Source organism: Spirosoma agri, from assembly GCF_010747415.1.
GTDB lineage: Bacteria > Bacteroidota > Bacteroidia > Cytophagales > Spirosomataceae > Spirosoma > Spirosoma agri.
Genome location: NZ_JAAGNZ010000001.1, coordinates 18,124 through 37,120 on the forward strand (window position 1 = coordinate 18,124; position 18,997 = coordinate 37,120).

Here is an 18,997-nt window from a genome sequence, read left to right on the forward strand (position 1 = left end):
TTGGGAAATTTGTTGCGTCCCAGGCTTATTTCAGATCGGCCAATAATTTATAATCGATACTCTCCTGATCCAGCAGTTTCCGGATGCGGGGACTGTCTTCCAGCACAACAATTAGCTCTTTTTTGTCGATAGCCTGATCGTCTTCATCGATCCATTTCCAGTCTTCGGCGGTGGCATCCAGCAGGCTCAGGACGCTTCCCATTTTAGCCGGATCACGCTCTTTGCTGATAAAGTCATTCGTGTTGGTAACATATAAAACGATGCGTTCGTCTTCGAGCCACTGCAAATCGTTCAGCGAATCATTCAGCGATTCCAGGTTAAAACTCAGGTCAGGTATCTCCAGTAAGTCGGCTATCTCTTCGTAGAACTGGCGAAGTGTGACTGTCTTTTTACCATCGATATGGGCAATGAAGTCGTCTGCAAAGTGGGCTTCGAGTTCACGTTCCGACTGGCAGATTAAGATGTTTGGGGTCATATGCTTATGCTAAAAATTGGTGGTTTTGAAGGCTTTGGAAGATGTTTTCACGTGGAACTGATAATCAGTTACTTATAATCTTATGTAACCAGTTTAAACCTGGTTACTTGTACGTTTTTGGGCAAATTAAGCCTGCAAAAGTACCGCTCTTGCAGGCAAGAAAAAACCTCCAATCAGGAGGTTTTTTGACTTCATTAGTTCAATGAAAATAAGGGTATTCGAGCAGCCACCATATTGTGAAACATCAACTCGGTGATCATCGGTGTCATATACTTTATCAAGGGAAACTCCGATATTGATTCCATAACTTCCAACTCCGAATCGGCTTTGAAGATGCACCACAGCTTTTGGCGATCGACGGAAAGTGAATACGAAAGCAGGAAGCCTTTCTCCATTAATTCTTCCACTTTGAGCCGTTGGGCAGGGATGCGGTTTGTGAAACCTTCATCCATCACAGCCGGAAGGTCAAATTCAACCATATACTGGCTCATAGGCATTGTCGTTAAACGTCGGCCGGACAATTAGCTTCCGGCTATCAGCAAATTAACAATCTTTAGCTCATCTTCGTTGATCGAGTGCGGAAAATTTGGATACAATTTCGCCGTAACCTCAGCGCCCATTCCCCGAAATATCCCTTCCGATTCCAGAACACGCTCTTTTGGTACGTGCGAATCGTGATCACTACATCCCAGAAAAATGGGCGTGTTGTCGAAGGTGCCTTCGTAGTTTCGGGGTGTTCCTTCGGGCCCGATCAACCCACCACTCAAGCCGAAGACTCCACCATATTGGGTGGGATTGCGCGCTATGTATTCAAGTAATAGACAAGCACCCTGCGAGAATCCTAGCCAGTAAACCTGAGGCATCTTAAAATTGAAGTCAGCTTGTAACCTGGCCCGGAGACTTGCCAGAACATCTAACGCTGACGATAAGTAAGGTTCGTTTTCCTGCGTTGGCCGCAGAAATGAGTAGGGATACCAGGTGTTGCTCTGCGCTTCGGGAGCGATAAACGCAAAATCAGTATCGTTGATATGGCCTGCCAGGGAAAGGATATCGTTCGCCGAACCACCCCGGCCATGAACCATAATCATCACCTTCGATGCTTCTTCGAGCGGCTTTCCAGCGGTTCGGATGTTGTTCGGATTGTGGATCATAAGGATATGGAGATAACGTTTACGGGTAAGCACAGCGTCTCAGAGATTGTCTAATCTATGCGACGCTGTATTCCTCTATTTTATACTGATCGCTGGCAATGCTGCTTCCAGTTTTGCCCGGCGTGCCTCATATTGGGCAGGCAATTTGAGCGATGTTCCCAACTCAGCAACGGGCTCATCAACGGCAAATCCCGGTGGGTTGGTCGCTACCTCAAAAAGAATACCACCGGGCTCACGGAAGTAAATACTGTTAAAGTAATTGCGATCCTGAACCGGCGTTACGTGATAACCGGCACGCATCAATTGCTCCTGAATGACTAGCTGTGTTTCGTCCGAATCCGTCGAGAACGCGACGTGGTGTACGGACCCAGCGCCTTGCAACGAATGCACGTCCTTCGGCGAATGAAGCACATCCACGTAATTGCCGGAACCACCGATGCCCGCTTTAAACCGGAACCGTCCCTCCTCTTCACTAACGAGCGTATGCTGCATGCTGTCGGTTAGAAGCCTGATCGTGCGATCCGGATTCAATTCGTTCAGCGTGACCGTATGGAATCCGCGTAGTGAGAATTCCGCCGGAATCCGGCCGTTGTCCCAACCCGGACGCTGATCGTCGTTCGTGAACACGAGTTCGATACCCATGCCGTCGAAATCCTCGAAGCGCAGATACGTTTCATCAAAGCGTTTGTAAGGACCTGCGTACGTTATGGTACGCTCATGCAAGCGATCCATCCAGAATTGTAGCGAGGCTACTGGTGCCGAGAAGGCGGTGTAAGTTAGCTGACCAACGCCTTTACGACCACGGGGTAGTTTGCCATAGGGGAAGAACGTAAGGATCGTTCCCGGCGAACCCGTCTCGTTGCCATAGTATAAGTGATAGACATCCGGTGCATCGAAGTTGACCGTTTTCTTGACCAACCGAAGACCCAGGATGTCTGTATAGTAATCAACGTTTCCTTGCGTGTCACCGGCTAGCGTGGTAACGTGGTGAAGGCCATTTATGAGGGTTTCCATATGCGTATGTGTTATTAACGGGTTGATTGATTTACACCTACAATTATAATGTCATTACATTTAATGTATATACAATTAATTGAAAAAAAATGTTCAATAAAAAATGTCCAACCCGTAGAGGCCAGACATTTTTTATTGTTATCGGATCGCTTTCGGGCGGTCTGTGTCGTAGTAGATCAAATTTCAAACGATAGTTACTCCATCAGGAATGGATAATCTTCCTGCATGTAAACGTCTTTGTAAGCTTCTTCGGCGGGTGGGTATGGAGACTCTTCCGCGAATTTGACGGCTTTATCCACAATAACTTTGATCTTCTGATCGATGGCCGCCAGGTCTTCTTCGGTTGCAATCCCTTTCGACAGGATTGTAGCCTTCACCTGTTCAATAGGATCACGCATTTTGTACTCCTCAACCTCTTCCTTCTTACGGTACTTCTGCGGATCGGACATGGAGTGACCCCGGTACCGATAGGTACGGAATTCAAGAAAGGTTGGCCCTTCTCCGGCACGCGCGCGTTCAGCAGCACGGCTAACCGACTCATAAACCGCTTCGACACTCATCGCGTCGACTGGCTCAGAAGGCATATCGTACGCTTCGGCAAGCGTGTACAGATCAGTAACGTTCGATGTACGGGCAACCGACGTCCCCATGGCGTATCCGTTGTTCTCAACGACGAAAATAACAGGTAGCTTCCAGAGCATGGCCATGTTGAAGGCTTCGTGCAACGCACCCTGCCGAACAGCACCGTCACCCATGAAGGTGATGCAGAGGTTTCCGGTTTTGTTGTATTGCTCCGAGAACGCGATACCCGCTCCCATCGGAATTTGCGCACCGACAATACCGTGGCCGCCAACGAAGTTAACGGACTTATCGAAGATGTGCATCGAACCGCCTTTTCCTTTCGAGGAACCCGTTTGTTTACCGAATAACTCAGCCATGATCGCACTCGGATCAGAACCAAGGGCGAGTGGGATACCATGGTCGCGATACGCCGTAATCCACTTATCGTCTTTGGTCAGTGCTGAATAAGAACCTGACGAACAGGCTTCCTGACCGATATATAAGTGACAGAAACCCCGTATTTTCTGTTGTCCATAAAGCTGACCGGCTTTTTCTTCGAATTTCCGCTGTAGCTGCATGGATTCGTACCAGTACATGTACCGCTCTTTAGGATGCTCTGCTTTTGCAGCAGCTGGAGCTTTGCCGTTCTCTTTAGCGGGTGCCCGCTCGGATTTCTCTTTGACGCTTGCCATGAGGAATGAGTTCAATATAAATCAGCAGTCGGTTGGCGACAATTGAGAGCCTGTTTACCTAACAAACCGACCGTATCTTTGTTGCCAATATCAATTGCTTATTTAGTCCAATGAGCTAGATGAACAATTAACTGCTGCGAAATTACGCATTATAGTGTTATACAATACACCTATGCACCTGGAAAAGCTGAGCCTGACCAATTTTAAGAACTATGAAGATGGCCGGTATACGTTCGGGCGGCAGGTGAATGTGATCGTTGGACCAAATGGGAGCGGTAAAACCAACCTGCTGGATGCGGTTTATTTTCTGGCACTGAGCAAAAGTGCCTTCCAGAGTCAGGATGCGCTAAGTATTCTGCACGATGCCGACTACTTCATCCTTGACGGCGTTTTTGAGGAACACAATCGGTCTGTGCAGATCACGATCAGTATTCAGCGGGGACAGCGGAAAGTGTTGATGGCCGATAAGAAGCCGTACGAACGCATCAGTGAGCACATTGGCCGCTTTCCGGTCGTGTTGGTCGCACCGAACGATACGGATCTCGTACGGGAGCATAGCGAAGACCGACGCCATTTCTTTGATGGCGTATTGTCGCAGCTCGATGCCGATTACCTCCGAAACTACCTGATGTATCAGCAGATACTGAAGCAGCGGAACAGCTTGTTGAAACTATTTGCCGAACGGAACCAGGTCGACAATGACCTATTGGATACTTACGACGTTCCTTTGCTGGACCTGGGCCAGAAGATACACGATCGGCGGAAATTGTTCGTTGAGGAGTTTTTGCCTGCTTTCCGGGCCCACTACGCCTACCTGAGCGAAGCGCGTGAAACGGTGAATATTGTTTATGAATCGGAAGTAAGTGACTCGAACTTTGCGGAAGAGTTCCGTCATTTCCGTCGGCGTGACACGGTGTTGCAGCGTACGACCATGGGAATCCATAAGGATGACTATGGCTTTATGATCGGTGATGTGGCACTGAAAAAATTTGGGTCACAGGGGCAGCAGAAAACATTTGTAATTGCTCTGAAACTGGCCCAGTTTGATCAGCTTCAAGCCGAGAAGGAGGTCAAGCCAATCTTATTGCTGGACGATATTTTCGATAAGCTCGATGACCGACGCATCGGTAAGCTTATCCAGCTAATGGATGAAGGTACGTTCGGACAGCTTTTCATTAGCGACGCCCGCCCGGAGCGCACCCGTGAACTACTTGCCAATGTACAGACTGATGTACGCTTTTTTGAGATTGGCGGATAGGTAATAACGATCCAGTCGCAGTCCGATTCTTAACCCAACTTACTTCCCTACAAAATTTGGCCCGGCGCTTCGCAAGTTCGTCGGGTTTTTTGGTTGGTTCACGCTGATATTTCAGCCGTTCGTCACATAACGAAAAAGATCGTGGAAACCGAGAACTATATTTGAGTTTCCGAAGTTCATCTCGTAAAAGTTCTATTTTTTTTACGATGAAAGAGCGGATTCTGGCGGAGACTGAACGGTTATTTTGGCGATATGGTGTACGGTCTGTGACCATGGAAGATATAGCCAAGCAGCTTGGCATCTCGAAGAAAACCATCTATCAGCATTTCACCGATAAAGAACAGATTCTCTATCAGGTTTTACAGGATAAACTGGTCAAAAATCAATCTGAGATGGATTGTATGGCCATCAGTACAGATAATCCGGTGGAGGAAATTCTGCATGTACTCACCATCATGCAGAAACATACGGACCGAGTTAGCCCTAATCTACTAATCGATATAAAGCGTCATTATCCGCAGGCGTTCGCCTTATTCCGTCAATATAAAGAACGTCATATTATGCAGTCTATTCTTGATAATATTCAAAAAGGTATGCAGCAAGGGTTGTATCGGACTGATATAAATCCCGCGATTATGGCTCGCCTGCGAGTCGAGCAGATTGAGCTGGCTTTCAACAACGATATCTTCCCAACTGACGAGTTCAGCATGATGGAAATACAGCATGAGTTGATTCATCACTTCGTGCGCGGTATGCTAACTGAGAAAGGATTCACCATTTACAATCAGTATGTTACGCTTAAAGACGAACACAACCTCCCTGCTTATGAAAAAAAATAGTCTACTCCTCATTGTTACACTTTGTCTGTCGACGAGCTGGCTGAGGGTGATGGCGCAGGTACCTACGCAACCCTCGGTTGGTCAGCAGCCCACTGGAGCAGCCGCCAGCGGTCAGCAACCCGGAGCGCAACAACCTGCCGGTACGGGAGCCGTGGTAGCCCAGCCGGGTACTACACCGGGCACAGGTATCGCTGTTCCTGGTCAACCCGGCAGTAGTGAGTCGGGTGCTGTCCCTTCATTGAACCCCTCGACTGGACCGGTAAACCTTCAGCCCAGCGTAATTTCAACGTTTAATTCGGGATTAGGGCTTGCCCCAACGGGGTTGACAGCTACGGGTCAGGTAGGTACCGGAAAAGGGTTTACGTTACAGGAAGCGATTGATTTTGCGATCCAGAAGAACGTCAATGTCCGTAACAGCCAGCTTGATGCTGTAAGCTCCGAAGCACGGATCAAAGAAATCAGAGCTTCGGCCTTACCGCAAATTGCCGGAACTGCTTCATTAACCGATAACCTGATCATACAGCGAGCCTTTTTGCCTGCCAATTTTTTCGACGTAAATGCGTCACCTGATGCGCCAGCCGTACCGGTTCAGTTTGGGGTGAATTACGCTGGTAACGCAACGATCAATCTTAATCAGGTTATCTACAGTGCCAGCTTGAACGTTGGTTTGCGGGCAGCCGCTACGTATCGTGAACTGGCCCAGCGTAACCTGCAATCCAGTAAAGTTACTGTAGCCGAACAGGTCGCCAAGGCATATTATGGTGTACTGGTGGCGGTAGAGCGGGCGAAACTACTGGATTATAACATCAGCCGACTGGATACGATCTTCAATGAAACGAAGGCCATGAACCAGCAGGGTTTCGTTGAAAAACTCGATGTGCAACGGCTGGAAGTTCAGGCTAATAACCTGCGCGCCGAGCGGCAAAACGTGCAGAACCTGATCGAGTTGAGCTACACGCTGCTGAAGTTTCAGATGGGTCTAGGGGTCAATGATGAGATCACCTTATCGGAGCAGCTTCAGGATCGTTCCATCGACGATTTACGGCCCTTAATTTCACCTGACCCCACTTTTCAGTACCGCAGCCGGATTGAGTATTCGACGCTGGAAACGCAGATCAAACTGGCAGAGCAGGATATTGAACTGACCCAGAAAGGCTATTACCCGTCGGTGTCCGGGTTTGCAAACTACGGCTACAACAGCGGACGCAATATTTTCAGTCAGCTTATTACCGCTCCCTGGCTCAATTTTGGAACTGTGGGCTTGAGCTTGCAGGTGCCCATTTTTGATGGATTCCTGAAAAAGAGTCAGATCATTCAGAAACGGATCACTCTGCAAAAGGCGCAGAACAGTGGCGAATTGCTACGTAACTCGATCGATCTGCAAATCCGGCAGTCAAGCATCGTATTAAATAATGGTTTACAGACGCTACAAACGCAGCAGCGTAACCGTGATCTGGCGCAGGAAATCGTACGCGTGTCGCAGATCAAGTACAAGGAAGGTGTCGGTTCGAGCATTGAAGTCCTGAACGCGGAGGCATCGCTTCGTGAAGCGCAGACCAACTACTTTTCATCCCTATATGATTTCCTGATCGCTAAAGTAGATCAGGATCGGTCATTGGGTCGGCTTTATGTCGGGAACTAAGCACTACAAGTCAGGCCAGGTCAATTGGAAGGAGTTCAGGAGTCATGGCAAAATCAGAAACCTTAAATCGTAATCCATTCGAATGAAATCATACTACGCTATTGTCCTGGTGAGTTTACTGGCAGCCTGCTCACAGGAAAAAAAATCAGACCTGCAAGGTAAACGGGACGAACTCGCCGAGTTGAAATCGCAACAGACCGAGCTGAATTCGAAGATCAAAACGCTGGAAGGCGAGGTAACGAAACTCGATCCGAAGAAGACCGAGGAATCCCGGTTGAAAGACGTAACGGTGGCTCCTTTATCGATCGGTACGTTCAAACACTTTGTCGAATTACAGGGTACGATCGACGCGAAGAACAACGTGCAGGTATCGCCAAAGTCAGGGGGCGTCGTTACGGCGGTCTACGTGAAAGAGGGTGATCAGGTCCGGGCTGGACAAGCGATTGCAAAAGTCGATGATCAGCTTTTGCGCGAATCGGTATCCGAAGTGAAAACGCAACTGTCGCTGGCCAACACGGTCTTCGAAAAACAGGCATCGCTCTGGAAACAGCAGATTGGCACAGAGATTCAGTATTTGCAGGCTAAAAACAACAAGGAAACGCTGGAACGTCGTTTGTCGACGCTGAACGCTCAACTGAGTCAGTCAACGATAACGGCTCCCATTTCGGGTGTGGTTGATCAGGTAAACGTAAAAATTGGTCAGTCAGCCGCACCAGGTGTGGGGCTCGTTCGAGTGGTGAATTTGTCGCAGTTGAAGGTTGTGGCTAAAGTGTCGGACACCTATTCGGGCAGCGTACACAAGGGTGATGCGGTGCAGGTTCGGTTTCCGGATATAAGTCGGGAGTTGAGCTCACGGATCACATTCGTGTCAACAACCGTAGACCCGCTTAGCCGGACATTTACCATCGAGGCTCCCCTCCCATCGGATAATAGTTTGAAACCGAACATGCTGGCCCAGATCAAAATCAACGATGCCACGAAAGTGAACGCCATTGTCATCAACCAGAACCTGATTCAGGATACCGAAAACGGAAAGCTGGTGTATGTGGCCGTGAGCGAAGGCGGTAAGAAAATAGCCAAGGCAAAAACGGTGAAAACGGGCCAATCCTACGGAGGCCAGATTGAGATTACGCAAGGGTTACAGTCGGGCGATCAGATCGTGACGGCTGGTTATCAGGATCTGGTTGATGGACAACCAATCAATTTCTAATTGAACCGTTCAGCACATGAACTCGAAATACCTTCAACATGAAATTTGAACAATACAAAACCCTCGGCTTTACGAACTGGTGCGTCGAAAACCGGACGGCGATTTACATATTCACCTTCCTGATTACACTCGGTGGGTTGTTTGTGTACAACAACTTGCCGAAAGAGCAGTTTCCGGACATCAAGATACCACAGGTATACATCAATACCGTTTACGTTGGTACGGCCCCGGCTGACATCGAGAATACCATTAATAAGCAGATCGAGAAGCAGTTGAAGTCCGTTTCGGGCGTGAAGCGGATCAAGTCGAATGCATTGCAGGATGTATCGGTCATTCTGGTCGAGTTTAATCCGGATGTGGAGTCAGCCGAAGCCCTCCAGCGCGTTCGGGATGCGATCGATAAAGCGAAGCCCGATTTGCCCCAAAAACTGGATTCTGGCCCAACAGCGCAGGACGTGGATATTTCGGAGCTGCCGATCATGAATGTGAACATGGCGGGCAATTTCTCGCTGAAGCAGCTCAAGGAATACGCCGAGGATTTGCAGGACGTCATCGAGGGAATGCCCGAAATTCGGCGGGTCGACATCATTGGTGCGCTGGACCGCGAAATCCAGATCAACGTCGATTTGCCACGTATGCAATCCGCCGGATTGGCATTCAGCGATATTCAGCAGGCTATCCAGGGTGAAAATATCAACGTATCGGGCGGTGATCTGAACGTAGACGGTATTCGCCGGACGGTACGGGTGAAAGGCGAGTTTACGGACGTTACCCAGCTTCAGAATCTGCAAATTCGTACTGCTACGGGTGCAACCGTTCGACTCGGTGATATTGCGGAGGTGCGCGACAATTTCGAAGAACAGCAAAACTTCGCCCGGCTGAACAACAAATCGGTCGTCACGCTGAACGTCATCAAACGCGCTGGTGCTAACCTGATTTCTGCCGCCGACCGGATCGAAAAGACCATAGAAGAGTACAAGGAAACGCGCTTCCCGGCGGGTCTGGACGTGAAAATTACGGCTGACCAGTCAGAGCGTACGCGCGAAAGTGTCAATGACCTGATCAACACGGTTGTTCTGGGCTTCATCTTCGTGGTGTTGGTACTGATGTTCTTCATGGGTGTTCGGGATGCCATTTTCGTAGGCTTGTCGGTTCCACTTTCGGCGCTGGTCGCTTTCGTACTGATGCCGGTTGTTGGTCCCGTTGTTGGGGCTACGTTCACGCTGAACATGATGGTGCTGTTTGCCTTTCTGCTGGGCCTGGGCCTTGTGGTTGATGATGCTATTGTGGTTATCGAAAACTCGCACCGGCTCTTTAACGATCACAAAGACTGGGACATCAAACAGGCCGTGAAAGCGGCTGCCGGTGAGGTATTCGTGCCGGTATTGTCGGGTACGCTAACGACAATTGCCCCGTTCTTCCCGCTTCTGTTCTGGCCGGGTATCGTGGGTGAGTTCATGAAGTTTCTACCCCTAACGCTTATCCTGACTCTGTTTGCGTCCTTGTTCGTAGCGTACGTGATCAACCCCGTTTTTGCGGTCACGTTTATGAAACGGCACGAAGACGATAACCACGAGGACAAACAAAGTTTCGCCGAAATCAAGCGGCCACTCATGATCATGACCGCTCTGGCGGGTGTTGGCTACGTGATCGACCGTGGGATTGGCAACCTCTTTGTGCTGTTCATCATTCTGTATGTGTTCAATCACTACATCCTGACGCCGAAGTTGATCGTACCGTTTCAGGCCCATTTGCTACCAGCACTAAAGAACGGCTATCGTCGGTTGATTTCGTGGATACTGACCGGTTGGCGGCCCGTACTGGCTATCCTGTCTGGCTTTGCCCTGCTGATCATTACGTTCGTTATCGTTGATATTGCCAAGCCTAAGGTGCTGTTCTTCCCTAGCGGTGAGCCCGATTACATCTACGTCTATAACGTGATGTCGGTGGGTACGGACGCTCGTGTGACGGATTCGGTGACGCGGGTGATCGAGAAGCGGGTCTTCAAAATTCTTGATGAAAATAAGGCTACCGATATCGTTAACTCAGTTATCTCGAACGTTGGCAAAAATGCGGGTGATGCACAAAACCCTGATCGGGCGGCAACACCGCAGAAATCGAAGGTGACGATTGCGTTTAAACCGAACGAGGAACGGCACGGTATTTCGACGGATTCGCTCTTGGCTAAAGTCCGGATTGCCATGCGCGGTTTGCCCGGTAGCGAAATTTCCGTAGAACGTGAATCCAACGGACCACCGACCGGGAAGCCGATTGCCATTGAAATTGCGGGCGAAGAGTTCGACGAATTGAAGAAACTGGAAAAACAGGTACAGCAGAAAATCGCTCAGGCCGGTATTCAGGGAATCGACCAGTTAAAATCGGACCTGATTACGAACAAACCCGAAATTGTGGTTGATATCGACCGCGAAAAAGCAGAGCGCGAAGGCATATCGTCGGGGCAGGTAGCGCTGGCGATCCGGACGGCCTTGTTCGGCCTGGAAGTGTCTAAATTCCGCGATGCGAAAGATGAATACCCGATCATGGTTCGGCTGAAGCCTGATGACCGGAGCCAGATCGATCGACTGCTGAGTCTGAATGTTGTGTATCGCGATATGGTGATGGGCGGTCAGCTGCGGCAGGTTCCCATCACGTCGGTAACGAAGATCAGTTATTCGACGACGTTCAGCCAGATCAACCGGAAAAATCAGGAACGACTCGTTACCCTCAGTTCCGATGTTGTACCGGGTTTCAACGCCAACGAGATCGTGGCGCAGATTCAGGAAGTGATCAAAGACATCGAAGTACCAAACGGGTACACCGTCAAAATGGGTGGTGAACAGGAAGATCAGGCGGAGTCGATGAACTTCCTGGTGTCGGCGTTTGGTATCGCCATGCTGCTCATCTATCTGATCATGGCGACGCAATTTAATTCGGTGGTGAAGCCGCTGATCATTTTTGTGACGATTCTGTTCTCGCTGATCGGCGTACTGCTTGGGTTTGTTATCTTCAACAAAGATTTCTCGGTGATCATGTCGGGGGTCGGTATCATTGCCCTGGCCGGTATCGTGGTGAAAAACGGTATCCTGCTCATTGAATTTATCGAAGAGCTTCGGGGTCGGGGTATTCCGCTGCGGGAAGCCATCATCGAAGCGGGCGGTATTCGACTCACACCGGTACTCCTAACCGCTTCGGCGGCTGTACTGGGACTTATTCCGCTGGCACTGGGTATCACCGTCGACTTCGTAGGTCTATTCCGTGATTTCGATCCGCATGTGATTATAGGGGGTGACAGTTCTGTGTTCTGGAACATTCTGGCCTGGACGATCATTTTCGGCCTGACGTTCTCGACCATTCTGACGCTTGTCATTGTTCCCTGTATGTACTGGATCAACGAGCGAATCCGGATGAAGTGGTTTGGCAAAAAAGACCCCGCGCTGGAACACAAAGAACAACTGGAAGAGGAACTGGTGTAGACTAAAAAAGACCGATGACGCATGCCGATGGGGTTTTTTCCTATCGGCATGCATCGTTTTACCGCGTAGCATCGGCGCGCTCATGGCTAATTCTGGTGATTATATTCATGGTTTACGCTCACTCAGGTGACAACGAACCCCTGTTGATGAGAGAAGATTTTTATCGTTTATACCGTAACTCAAAAAAAATACACCTAGCTGTTTGCGATTGCAAGCTATTTGCCGACAAATAAGTACCATCGTTTGATCATGATCAATGGTCTTTCGGTTAAGTTAATCACGCTTTTATCCACACTAGAGTAGCCGCGCCTGAATTGTTAGGCGCGGCTTTTTGTTTGCACGAAGGGGTCAAACACGTTATCATTGACAGCTACTGTACACGCAAAAAACACTGGCGACTGGTACTGGTTTTATCTGTTAGTGGTAATTAGGGCTTTTACTAAATAAACGCAGCTAGTTGTGCGCGCAAACCCCCACAAACAAAGAACTCATCTTATTGGCAACCGGGATAATTAAATCCATTCATGAACCGTACTGCTCTCTTTTTTATTCTCCCGGCAATTTTATTGCTCATTGATACCTACGTCTACCAGGCGATCAAGACCCTAAGCCGGTCGGCCAGTGAAAGCACCCAGCGAACGATCGCTATTATTTACTGGGGCTTTACAGGATTATCGATTTTACTGTATGTGATCATGCAGTTCCTGCCGCCCGACTCCATTAGTCGTACTACGCGCACGTTTCTGTGGGCGGCCATCGCCATTCCTTACTTCTCGAAGTTTTTTGCGGTACTGGTCATCTTCATTGGCGACATTGCCCGGTTCTTTCAATGGGTCGTGTCGCTATTTTACAAACCCGAAGTGAGTGAGGCTGTTGTGGACACGACGACCAAAACTATGCCGTCCACTGATTCAATTCCTCGCTCGGAATTTTTGATGAAAACCGCCCTTGTCGTTGGTACGATTCCGTTGGTAGGCTTCAGTTGGGGTATTCTGTCCGGGGCTCATGACTACCGAATCCGCCGAATCAAATTACCGCTGAAAAATCTGCCCTCCGGCTTCAACGGCATGACGATTGCCCAGATCTCGGACATTCACTCGGGGAGTTTTTTCAATAAAACGGCGGTGCGCGGGGGGGTCGAGATGCTGCTTGGTCAGAAACCGGACATTATATTTTTTACGGGTGATCTGGTCAACAGCCACGCCGAAGAGGTGAATACCTATATCGATGTATTCAACAAACTAAAAGCGCCGATGGGTGTCTATTCGACCCTCGGTAACCACGATTACGGGAAGTACGTACAATGGCCAAGTGCGCAGGCCGAGCGACAAAACGTACTGAACGTGATTGCCGCTCACAAGCAGATGGGCTGGAATATCATGCTTGATGAGAACAAGATTCTGGAGCAGAATGGCGATAAAATTGCCCTGATCGGGGTTCAGAACCTTGGCTTTGGTCCGGCGGCACTGCGGGCGGGTAACCTCGCCAAAGCGTATCAGGGAGCCGAAGATTACCCGGTCAAACTGTTGTTATCGCACGATCCCACGCACTGGGATGCCGAAGTTCGGCCTAAATACCCCGACATTGATGTGCAGTTTAGCGGACATACACATGGGGCGCAATTCGGTGTCGATCTGGGCGATGTGAAGTGGAGTCCGGCACAGTATTTCTACAAGCAATGGGCTGGCCTTTATCAGGAAGGTGACCAGCGACTTTATGTCAACCGGGGCTACGGCTACATCGGGTATCCGGGGCGGGTGGGTATCCTGCCGGAGATAACTATTTTCGAGTTAACAAAAGCATAAGATGATGACGCCGAAAAATGGGTAGATTGAACGCTGGTAGCGGACAGTCTACCCATTTTTGCCTACTGGGTTAACTAATTCCTTACTCATTCGGTTACCTTATCTACCCAATCAATTAATCACCAAACACGCATGAAAATCGTTTTCATCACCGGGATTTCCTTCTTTATGTCGCTCTTCTCCTGGTTAGTACCCGATCAAAAAGAAGAAACGAGAATCCCCGTTTGCCACACAAGCGGTAATGATATGTCGGCGATGGCCGCCGATCCCGCCTTTCAGCGTCTGCACGAAGCGCCCCTACCCTTCACCTACACAGGTGCCGGTGAGATGATTAAGTTCTCGACCCCCGACGGCCAGTCTGCCAACGGATTTTTACTGAAAGCCAGTAAGCCTTCCAACAAGTGGTTGCTGGTCTATCAGGAATGGTGGGGACTGAACGATAATATCAAACAGCAGTCGGAAACGTTCTACAATGATCTCAAGGATGTAAACGTGCTGGCAGTGGATATGTATGATGGCAAAGTGGCTACTGAGCCAGCCGAAGCCGGAAAACTGATGCAGGCTGCCAGCAAAGATCGGTTGACCAGCATTCAGAAAGGGGCCATTGCCTACGCAGGTCCGAAGGCTGAGTTCGCGAGTGTCGGCTGGTGCTTCGGTGGTATGCTGTCGTTACAGTCGGCTATGCTGGAAGGCAAGCAGGCAAAAGGCTGTGTGATGTACTACGGCCGTCCGGAGCAGGATGTAGAGAAGCTAAAGACGCTCAATACGGATGTGCTCGGTTTCTTCGGAAGTCAGGACAAAGGCATTTCACCGGAATCCGTCAAAACGTTTGAAGAGAACATGCAGAAAGCCGGCGAGAAAGTGACCGTCAAAATGTACGATGCCGGTCATGGTTTTGCTAACCCGAGTAACCCGGTTTATAATAAAGAAGCAGCCGCCGATGCCTATAAACTGGCACTGGCCTATCTGAAGGACAAGCTGAAGGCGTAGCCAGTCAGTACAGGACGTTTTCCAGAAGAGCCTGATTGCAGCGATGCGGTCAGGCTCTTTTAATAAAACTTTAACGGTACTGCCAACGTTCTGATTAAACGCTGAGGCTGTAGATCTTTCTAACCTACAAATCGGGTGAAAGCCCACCAACGCGATGAAAACAACAAGATGGAGTGCGTTTATAGCGGGTGCTTTGTTGAGTGCAGCTTCGGTTAGTTTCGGACAGAATAACGGTCCTGTTTATGGGCAACCCTATCCAAATAACAATGGCTACAGCCAGAACTATCCAAACGGAAATGGCTATGATCAGACCTATCCGAGCCAACCGTATCCGAACACAAATGGCTATGATCAACGTTATCCGGACAGATACGCTAATGGCCAAAACTACCCAAACCCATATGGTCGATATGACCAGTATGGACGTCCTTATCTACCCGTGCCCGCGCAACCGCCGGTGATCATCGTACCTCCACGGGTTATTGTTGCTCCGCCGGTTGTGTATGGACCTCCGATTGTCGTGCGTCCATACGCTGTTTATGGTTACGGACATCACGGCTGGGGTGGCGGGTATAGAGGCCGTCGCTGGTAGGCAGATTTTCTTGTGAAGTGTTTGGTTTATAAGCGGTTCGAATCGATACGATTCTTAAACCAAACGATAAATGAACAGTTTAATAAACAAACAGTAGACAAAATCATGAAAACGATAAAACTAGTTCCTTTGCTGACCGCAGGTTTGTTGATCGTTCTGATGGCAAGTTGTGGTCCCTCATATGTTAGCACAGGCGTTGGATACGCTCCTCGTCCCTATTATGGATATGGTTATAACTCGTACGGATATGCTCGTCCATATAGCTATTATCGTCCGCCGGTGATTGTAACAAGACCAAACGTAATTGTGCGCCCTCGTTACAACGCGGCTCCTCGCTACTACAATAGCCCGAACGCTCGTAGTGGCTTTGGCGGCAATGGCGGAGGCTACCGGGGTGGTAGCCGTGGCCGAGGGCCAAGGTAATGGTATGTAATCATTAGTAAAACAATCCCCCGACATTTAACTGTGCCGGGGGATTGTTTTTATTACCTTACTAAAGCTGGTTCAGGTGGTGGTTGTAATCGCCGGATTGGATAATCGCTTTGTCGTCGGACGGGTAATTGTAGATATAAACCCAGCAGTCGATAATGGTCCCTCGACACCGGACGGGAACAATTATCCGAACATATTCAGTTGGTGACTCGAATTCAGAGCCAACTCCTTCGTAATAGTCCAGATACGTGAGAACGGTTTCGCTATTTTTACGTATATCATAAACAGTCCCCCACACGACTGTCGGGCTGTTTTTTTGATAGACTGCACCCGGATAACTCCCTAAATCGAGAAGCGTTCCCGGAAACGATCCTTCGCCGGTATAAAAGGCACGTTGACGAAGATATTGAGAAAATGCATTGTCAAAAGTTGGCCGCAACGTACCATAGACGAACAGAAAGTTAGACGAATTGCTCATAATAGGCTAAATAAGAGATTTTTAGCCAGTATTGCGACTTTCAGGGGCAAAATTGCGTTATGAACAAAACAGGTTGATGCATGAAAAAGACGAAATTACTTCTGTTGACTGCAGTGTCATTGATGCTGCTTGAAGTGCCACTTGAAACGATGGCTTCTGCCCGTGAACATACGACCGAAACAGTAGCCATCGGACGTAAGCGAAAGGGGTATAAAGTCAAGCGCGGAGGCCTGTTTAACACCGGATTGTTTCGCAAAAAGAATCCGTGTGGTTGCCCGAATCATTAAGCAATTGTTAAGAAATTGTATTTATACCAGAGATGAGCCTTTCTTTAGGCTTTTTTCGTTTTATTAGTTGTAAAATTCTGTGTTTCAGCGCAAAATTTTGTATCTTTGCGGCAAAATTATCTATCTGGACTGTGATTCGTGTGATTGTTATGATTACGCTGATTTGGATCGATCATAGTTCATCAGGATACACAGAAGACTTCAGTTCAGGACAGTATGCAAGCAATTCGCAACATAGCAATCATCGCCCACGTTGACCATGGCAAAACTACGCTGGTCGACAAAATTATTCACGCGTCTAAGCTCTTTAGGGATAATCAGGAATTTGGCGACCTGATCTTAGACAACAACGATCTGGAACGGGAACGGGGGATCACCATCGTTTCGAAAAACGTATCGGTTCGCTACAAAGACGTTAAAATCAACATCATCGATACACCGGGCCACAGTGACTTCGGCGGTGAAGTTGAACGCGTTCTGAAAATGGCCGATGGCGTTTGTCTGCTGGTCGATGCTTTTGAAGGCGCTATGCCACAAACACGGTTCGTGTTAGGTAAAGCACTTTCGCTGGGGCTGAAACCCATCGTTATCGTTAACAAGGTCGACAAAGAAAACTGCCGTCCTGACGAGGTACATGAGCAGGTATTTGACCTGATGTTCAACCTGGGTGCAACAGAAGATCAGCTTGACTTCCCGACCGTATACGGTTCGTCGAAACAGGGCTGGATGGGTCCGGATTGGAAAACGCCAACCGATAACATTACTTATCTGCTTGATACCATTGTTGAGCACATTCCGGCTGCACCGCAACGGGAAGGTCTGCCACAGATGCAGATCACTTCGCTCGACTATTCAGCTTTCGTTGGTCGGATCGCTATCGGTCGTGTACACCGGGGTATCCTGAACGAAGGTGCCAATATGGCTCTCGTGAAGTCGGATGGATCGGTGAAGAAAGTCAAGATCAAAGAACTACAAACCTTCGAGGGACTTGGTAAATTGAAAGTTGCCGAAGTCCAGTGTGGCGATATTTGCGCCGTTACGGGTCTTGAAGAATTTGAGATCGGTGACACGTTAACGGATGCCGACACACCGGAAGCACTAGATCGGATCTCGGTCGATGAGCCAACGATGAACATGCTGTTCACGATCAATAACTCGCCATTCTTCGGCAGAGAAGGTAAATTCGTGACATCACGTCACCTGCGTGACCGTCTTTACAAAGAGATCGAGAAAAACCTGGCGTTGCGCGTAGAAGCTACGGACAGTGAAGATCGCTTCCTGGTATTCGGTCGCGGTATTCTCCACTTGTCGGTCTTGATCGAGACGATGCGTCGGGAAGGATATGAACTACAGGTTGGTCAGCCACAGGTTCTTTACAAAGAGGACGAGAATGGCCATAAACTGGAGCCCGTTGAGACACTTGTCGTTGACGTACCGGAAGAAACAGCTGGTAAGGTAATCGAACTGGCGACTCAGCGCAAAGGTGAACTGCTGATCATGGAGCCAAAAGGCGATCTGCAACACCTTGAGTTTGAAATTCCGTCGCGTGGTCTTATCGGCCTTCGGTCGAATGTATTGACCTCTACGTTCGGTGAAGCGGTTATGAGTCACCGGTTCAAAGAATATCAGCCCTACAAAGGACCAATTCCTGAGCGGATCAACGGTTCGCTGATCTCAATGACCAGTGGTTCCGCTACGGCCTACTCAATCGATAAACTTCAGGATCGTGGTTCGTTCTTCGTTGAGCCCGGTGATGAGATCTACACCGGTCAGGTAATTGGCGAACATAATCGCCAGAATGACATCGTGGTAAACGTACAGACGGCAAAACAGTTGACCAACATGCGGGCCTCGGGTTCGGATAACAACGTCAAGATTGCGCCGAAAATATCGTTCTCTCTCGAAGAATCAATGGAGTACATCCAGAAGGACGAGTATCTGGAAGTAACACCGAAGGCGATGCGTATTCGTAAAATCTTCCTGGATGAGAACGAGCGCAAACGGAATCAGAGCAAATTTGCAATGGCTTAATTGCTAGGTTATATAATAAGTTTCAACAAGAAAAAGGTCTTCAGATTAATCTGAAGACCTTTTTCTT

At 48.9% G+C, this 18,997-nt stretch carries 17 protein-coding genes; 11 read left to right on the plus strand and 6 right to left on the minus strand.

Features of this window, described 5'->3' with window-relative positions; genetic code table 11:
• Window positions 1–25 precede the first annotated feature (25 nt).
• The 5 genes from GK091_RS00055 to pdhA form a co-directional block, all read right to left on the minus strand.
• A complete protein-coding gene (locus tag GK091_RS00055; protein WP_164034608.1) occupies window positions 26–475 on the minus strand; it encodes a barstar family protein in 450 nt (149 codons plus the stop codon).
• 194 nt (window positions 476–669) lie between these two features.
• Window positions 670–966 carry a muconolactone Delta-isomerase family protein gene (locus tag GK091_RS00060; RefSeq protein ID WP_164034609.1) on the minus strand — a complete coding sequence of 99 codons (297 nt, stop codon included), beginning with the start codon at window positions 964–966 and terminating at the stop codon, window positions 670–672.
• Between the two features lie 30 nt (window positions 967–996).
• Window positions 997–1,626, minus strand: a complete 630-nt coding sequence (locus GK091_RS00065; RefSeq protein WP_164034610.1) for an alpha/beta hydrolase — start codon at window positions 1,624–1,626, stop codon at window positions 997–999.
• Window positions 1,627–1,701: 75 nt separating this feature from the next.
• Window positions 1,702–2,640, minus strand: a complete 939-nt coding sequence (locus GK091_RS00070; protein ID WP_164034611.1) for a ring-cleaving dioxygenase — start codon at window positions 2,638–2,640, stop codon at window positions 1,702–1,704.
• A 194-nt stretch (window positions 2,641–2,834) separates the two neighbouring features.
• Entirely contained in the window at window positions 2,835–3,893 is a 1,059-nt protein-coding gene (gene pdhA / locus GK091_RS00075) for a pyruvate dehydrogenase (acetyl-transferring) E1 component subunit alpha (protein WP_164034612.1), read from the minus strand.
• A 172-nt stretch (window positions 3,894–4,065) separates the two neighbouring features.
• Here pdhA and recF point away from each other — a divergent pair, with 172 nt between their 5' ends.
• From recF to GK091_RS00120, 9 genes are all read left to right on the plus strand, one after another.
• On the plus strand, window positions 4,066–5,151 hold the full coding sequence (recF, locus tag GK091_RS00080) for a DNA replication/repair protein RecF (protein ID WP_164034613.1): 1,086 nt from the start codon (window positions 4,066–4,068) through the stop codon (window positions 5,149–5,151).
• A 206-nt stretch (window positions 5,152–5,357) separates the two neighbouring features.
• Window positions 5,358–5,990 (plus strand): TetR/AcrR family transcriptional regulator, encoded by a 633-nt coding sequence (locus GK091_RS00085; protein ID WP_164034614.1) that lies wholly within the window; start codon window positions 5,358–5,360, stop codon window positions 5,988–5,990.
• On the plus strand, window positions 5,977–7,632 hold the full coding sequence (locus GK091_RS00090) for a TolC family protein (RefSeq protein ID WP_212592934.1): 1,656 nt from the start codon (window positions 5,977–5,979) through the stop codon (window positions 7,630–7,632). Before GK091_RS00085 ends, GK091_RS00090 begins: the two co-directional genes overlap by 14 nt.
• 82 nt (window positions 7,633–7,714) lie before the next feature.
• Window positions 7,715–8,842, plus strand: a complete 1,128-nt coding sequence (locus tag GK091_RS00095; protein ID WP_164034615.1) for an efflux RND transporter periplasmic adaptor subunit — start codon at window positions 7,715–7,717, stop codon at window positions 8,840–8,842.
• Between the two features lie 38 nt (window positions 8,843–8,880).
• Window positions 8,881–12,315, plus strand: coding sequence for an efflux RND transporter permease subunit (locus GK091_RS00100; RefSeq protein ID WP_164034616.1), 3,435 nt, complete (start codon window positions 8,881–8,883; stop codon window positions 12,313–12,315).
• 524 nt (window positions 12,316–12,839) lie between these two features.
• Window positions 12,840–14,120, plus strand: coding sequence for a metallophosphoesterase (locus GK091_RS00105; RefSeq protein WP_164034617.1), 1,281 nt, complete (start codon window positions 12,840–12,842; stop codon window positions 14,118–14,120).
• A 132-nt stretch (window positions 14,121–14,252) separates the two neighbouring features.
• On the plus strand, window positions 14,253–15,110 hold the full coding sequence (locus GK091_RS00110) for a dienelactone hydrolase family protein (protein WP_164034618.1): 858 nt from the start codon (window positions 14,253–14,255) through the stop codon (window positions 15,108–15,110).
• Between the two features lie 154 nt (window positions 15,111–15,264).
• Complete coding sequence (locus GK091_RS00115) at window positions 15,265–15,702, plus strand: hypothetical protein (RefSeq protein ID WP_164034619.1); 438 nt, start codon at window positions 15,265–15,267, stop codon at window positions 15,700–15,702.
• Window positions 15,703–15,981: 279 nt separating this feature from the next.
• Complete coding sequence (locus GK091_RS00120; RefSeq protein ID WP_164034620.1) at window positions 15,982–16,125, plus strand: hypothetical protein; 144 nt, start codon at window positions 15,982–15,984, stop codon at window positions 16,123–16,125.
• A gap of 70 nt (window positions 16,126–16,195) precedes the next feature.
• Here GK091_RS00120 and GK091_RS00125 read toward each other — a convergent pair whose 3' ends face one another.
• Window positions 16,196–16,612, minus strand: a complete 417-nt coding sequence (locus GK091_RS00125; protein ID WP_164034621.1) for a gamma-glutamylcyclotransferase family protein — start codon at window positions 16,610–16,612, stop codon at window positions 16,196–16,198.
• An 80-nt stretch (window positions 16,613–16,692) separates the two neighbouring features.
• On the opposite strand from GK091_RS00125, the gene GK091_RS00130 reads away from it, so the two are divergent.
• Window positions 16,693–16,899 (plus strand): hypothetical protein, encoded by a 207-nt coding sequence (locus tag GK091_RS00130; RefSeq protein WP_164034622.1) that lies wholly within the window; start codon window positions 16,693–16,695, stop codon window positions 16,897–16,899.
• 216 nt (window positions 16,900–17,115) lie between these two features.
• A complete protein-coding gene (gene typA / locus GK091_RS00135) occupies window positions 17,116–18,930 on the plus strand; it encodes a translational GTPase TypA (protein WP_164034623.1) in 1,815 nt (604 codons plus the stop codon).
• The last annotated feature ends 67 nt before the right edge of the window (window positions 18,931–18,997 follow it).

Bases quoted from the DNA above. Each gene is read 5' to 3' on its own strand.
- GK091_RS00055 (WP_164034608.1), bottom strand. From the start codon at position 475: ATGACCCCAAACATCTTAATCTGCCAGTCGGAACGTGAACTCGAAGCC.
- pdhA (WP_164034612.1), bottom strand. From the start codon at position 3,893: ATGGCAAGCGTCAAAGAGAAATCCGAGCGGGCACCCGCTAAAGAGAAC.
- GK091_RS00070 (WP_164034611.1), bottom strand. From the start codon at position 2,640: ATGGAAACCCTCATAAATGGCCTTCACCACGTTACCACGCTAGCCGGT.
- GK091_RS00085 (WP_164034614.1), top strand. From the start codon at position 5,358: ATGAAAGAGCGGATTCTGGCGGAGACTGAACGGTTATTTTGGCGATAT.
- GK091_RS00125 (WP_164034621.1), bottom strand. From the start codon at position 16,612: ATGAGCAATTCGTCTAACTTTCTGTTCGTCTATGGTACGTTGCGGCCA.
- GK091_RS00130 (WP_164034622.1), top strand. From the start codon at position 16,693: ATGAAAAAGACGAAATTACTTCTGTTGACTGCAGTGTCATTGATGCTG.
- GK091_RS00115 (WP_164034619.1), top strand. From the start codon at position 15,265: ATGAAAACAACAAGATGGAGTGCGTTTATAGCGGGTGCTTTGTTGAGT.
- GK091_RS00110 (WP_164034618.1), top strand. From the start codon at position 14,253: ATGAAAATCGTTTTCATCACCGGGATTTCCTTCTTTATGTCGCTCTTC.
- GK091_RS00090 (WP_212592934.1), top strand. From the start codon at position 5,977: ATGAAAAAAAATAGTCTACTCCTCATTGTTACACTTTGTCTGTCGACG.
- GK091_RS00065 (WP_164034610.1), bottom strand. From the start codon at position 1,626: ATGATCCACAATCCGAACAACATCCGAACCGCTGGAAAGCCGCTCGAA.
- typA (WP_164034623.1), top strand. From the start codon at position 17,116: ATGCAAGCAATTCGCAACATAGCAATCATCGCCCACGTTGACCATGGC.
- GK091_RS00060 (WP_164034609.1), bottom strand. From the start codon at position 966: ATGAGCCAGTATATGGTTGAATTTGACCTTCCGGCTGTGATGGATGAA.
- recF (WP_164034613.1), top strand. From the start codon at position 4,066: ATGCACCTGGAAAAGCTGAGCCTGACCAATTTTAAGAACTATGAAGAT.
- GK091_RS00105 (WP_164034617.1), top strand. From the start codon at position 12,840: ATGAACCGTACTGCTCTCTTTTTTATTCTCCCGGCAATTTTATTGCTC.
- GK091_RS00095 (WP_164034615.1), top strand. From the start codon at position 7,715: ATGAAATCATACTACGCTATTGTCCTGGTGAGTTTACTGGCAGCCTGC.
- GK091_RS00100 (WP_164034616.1), top strand. From the start codon at position 8,881: ATGAAATTTGAACAATACAAAACCCTCGGCTTTACGAACTGGTGCGTC.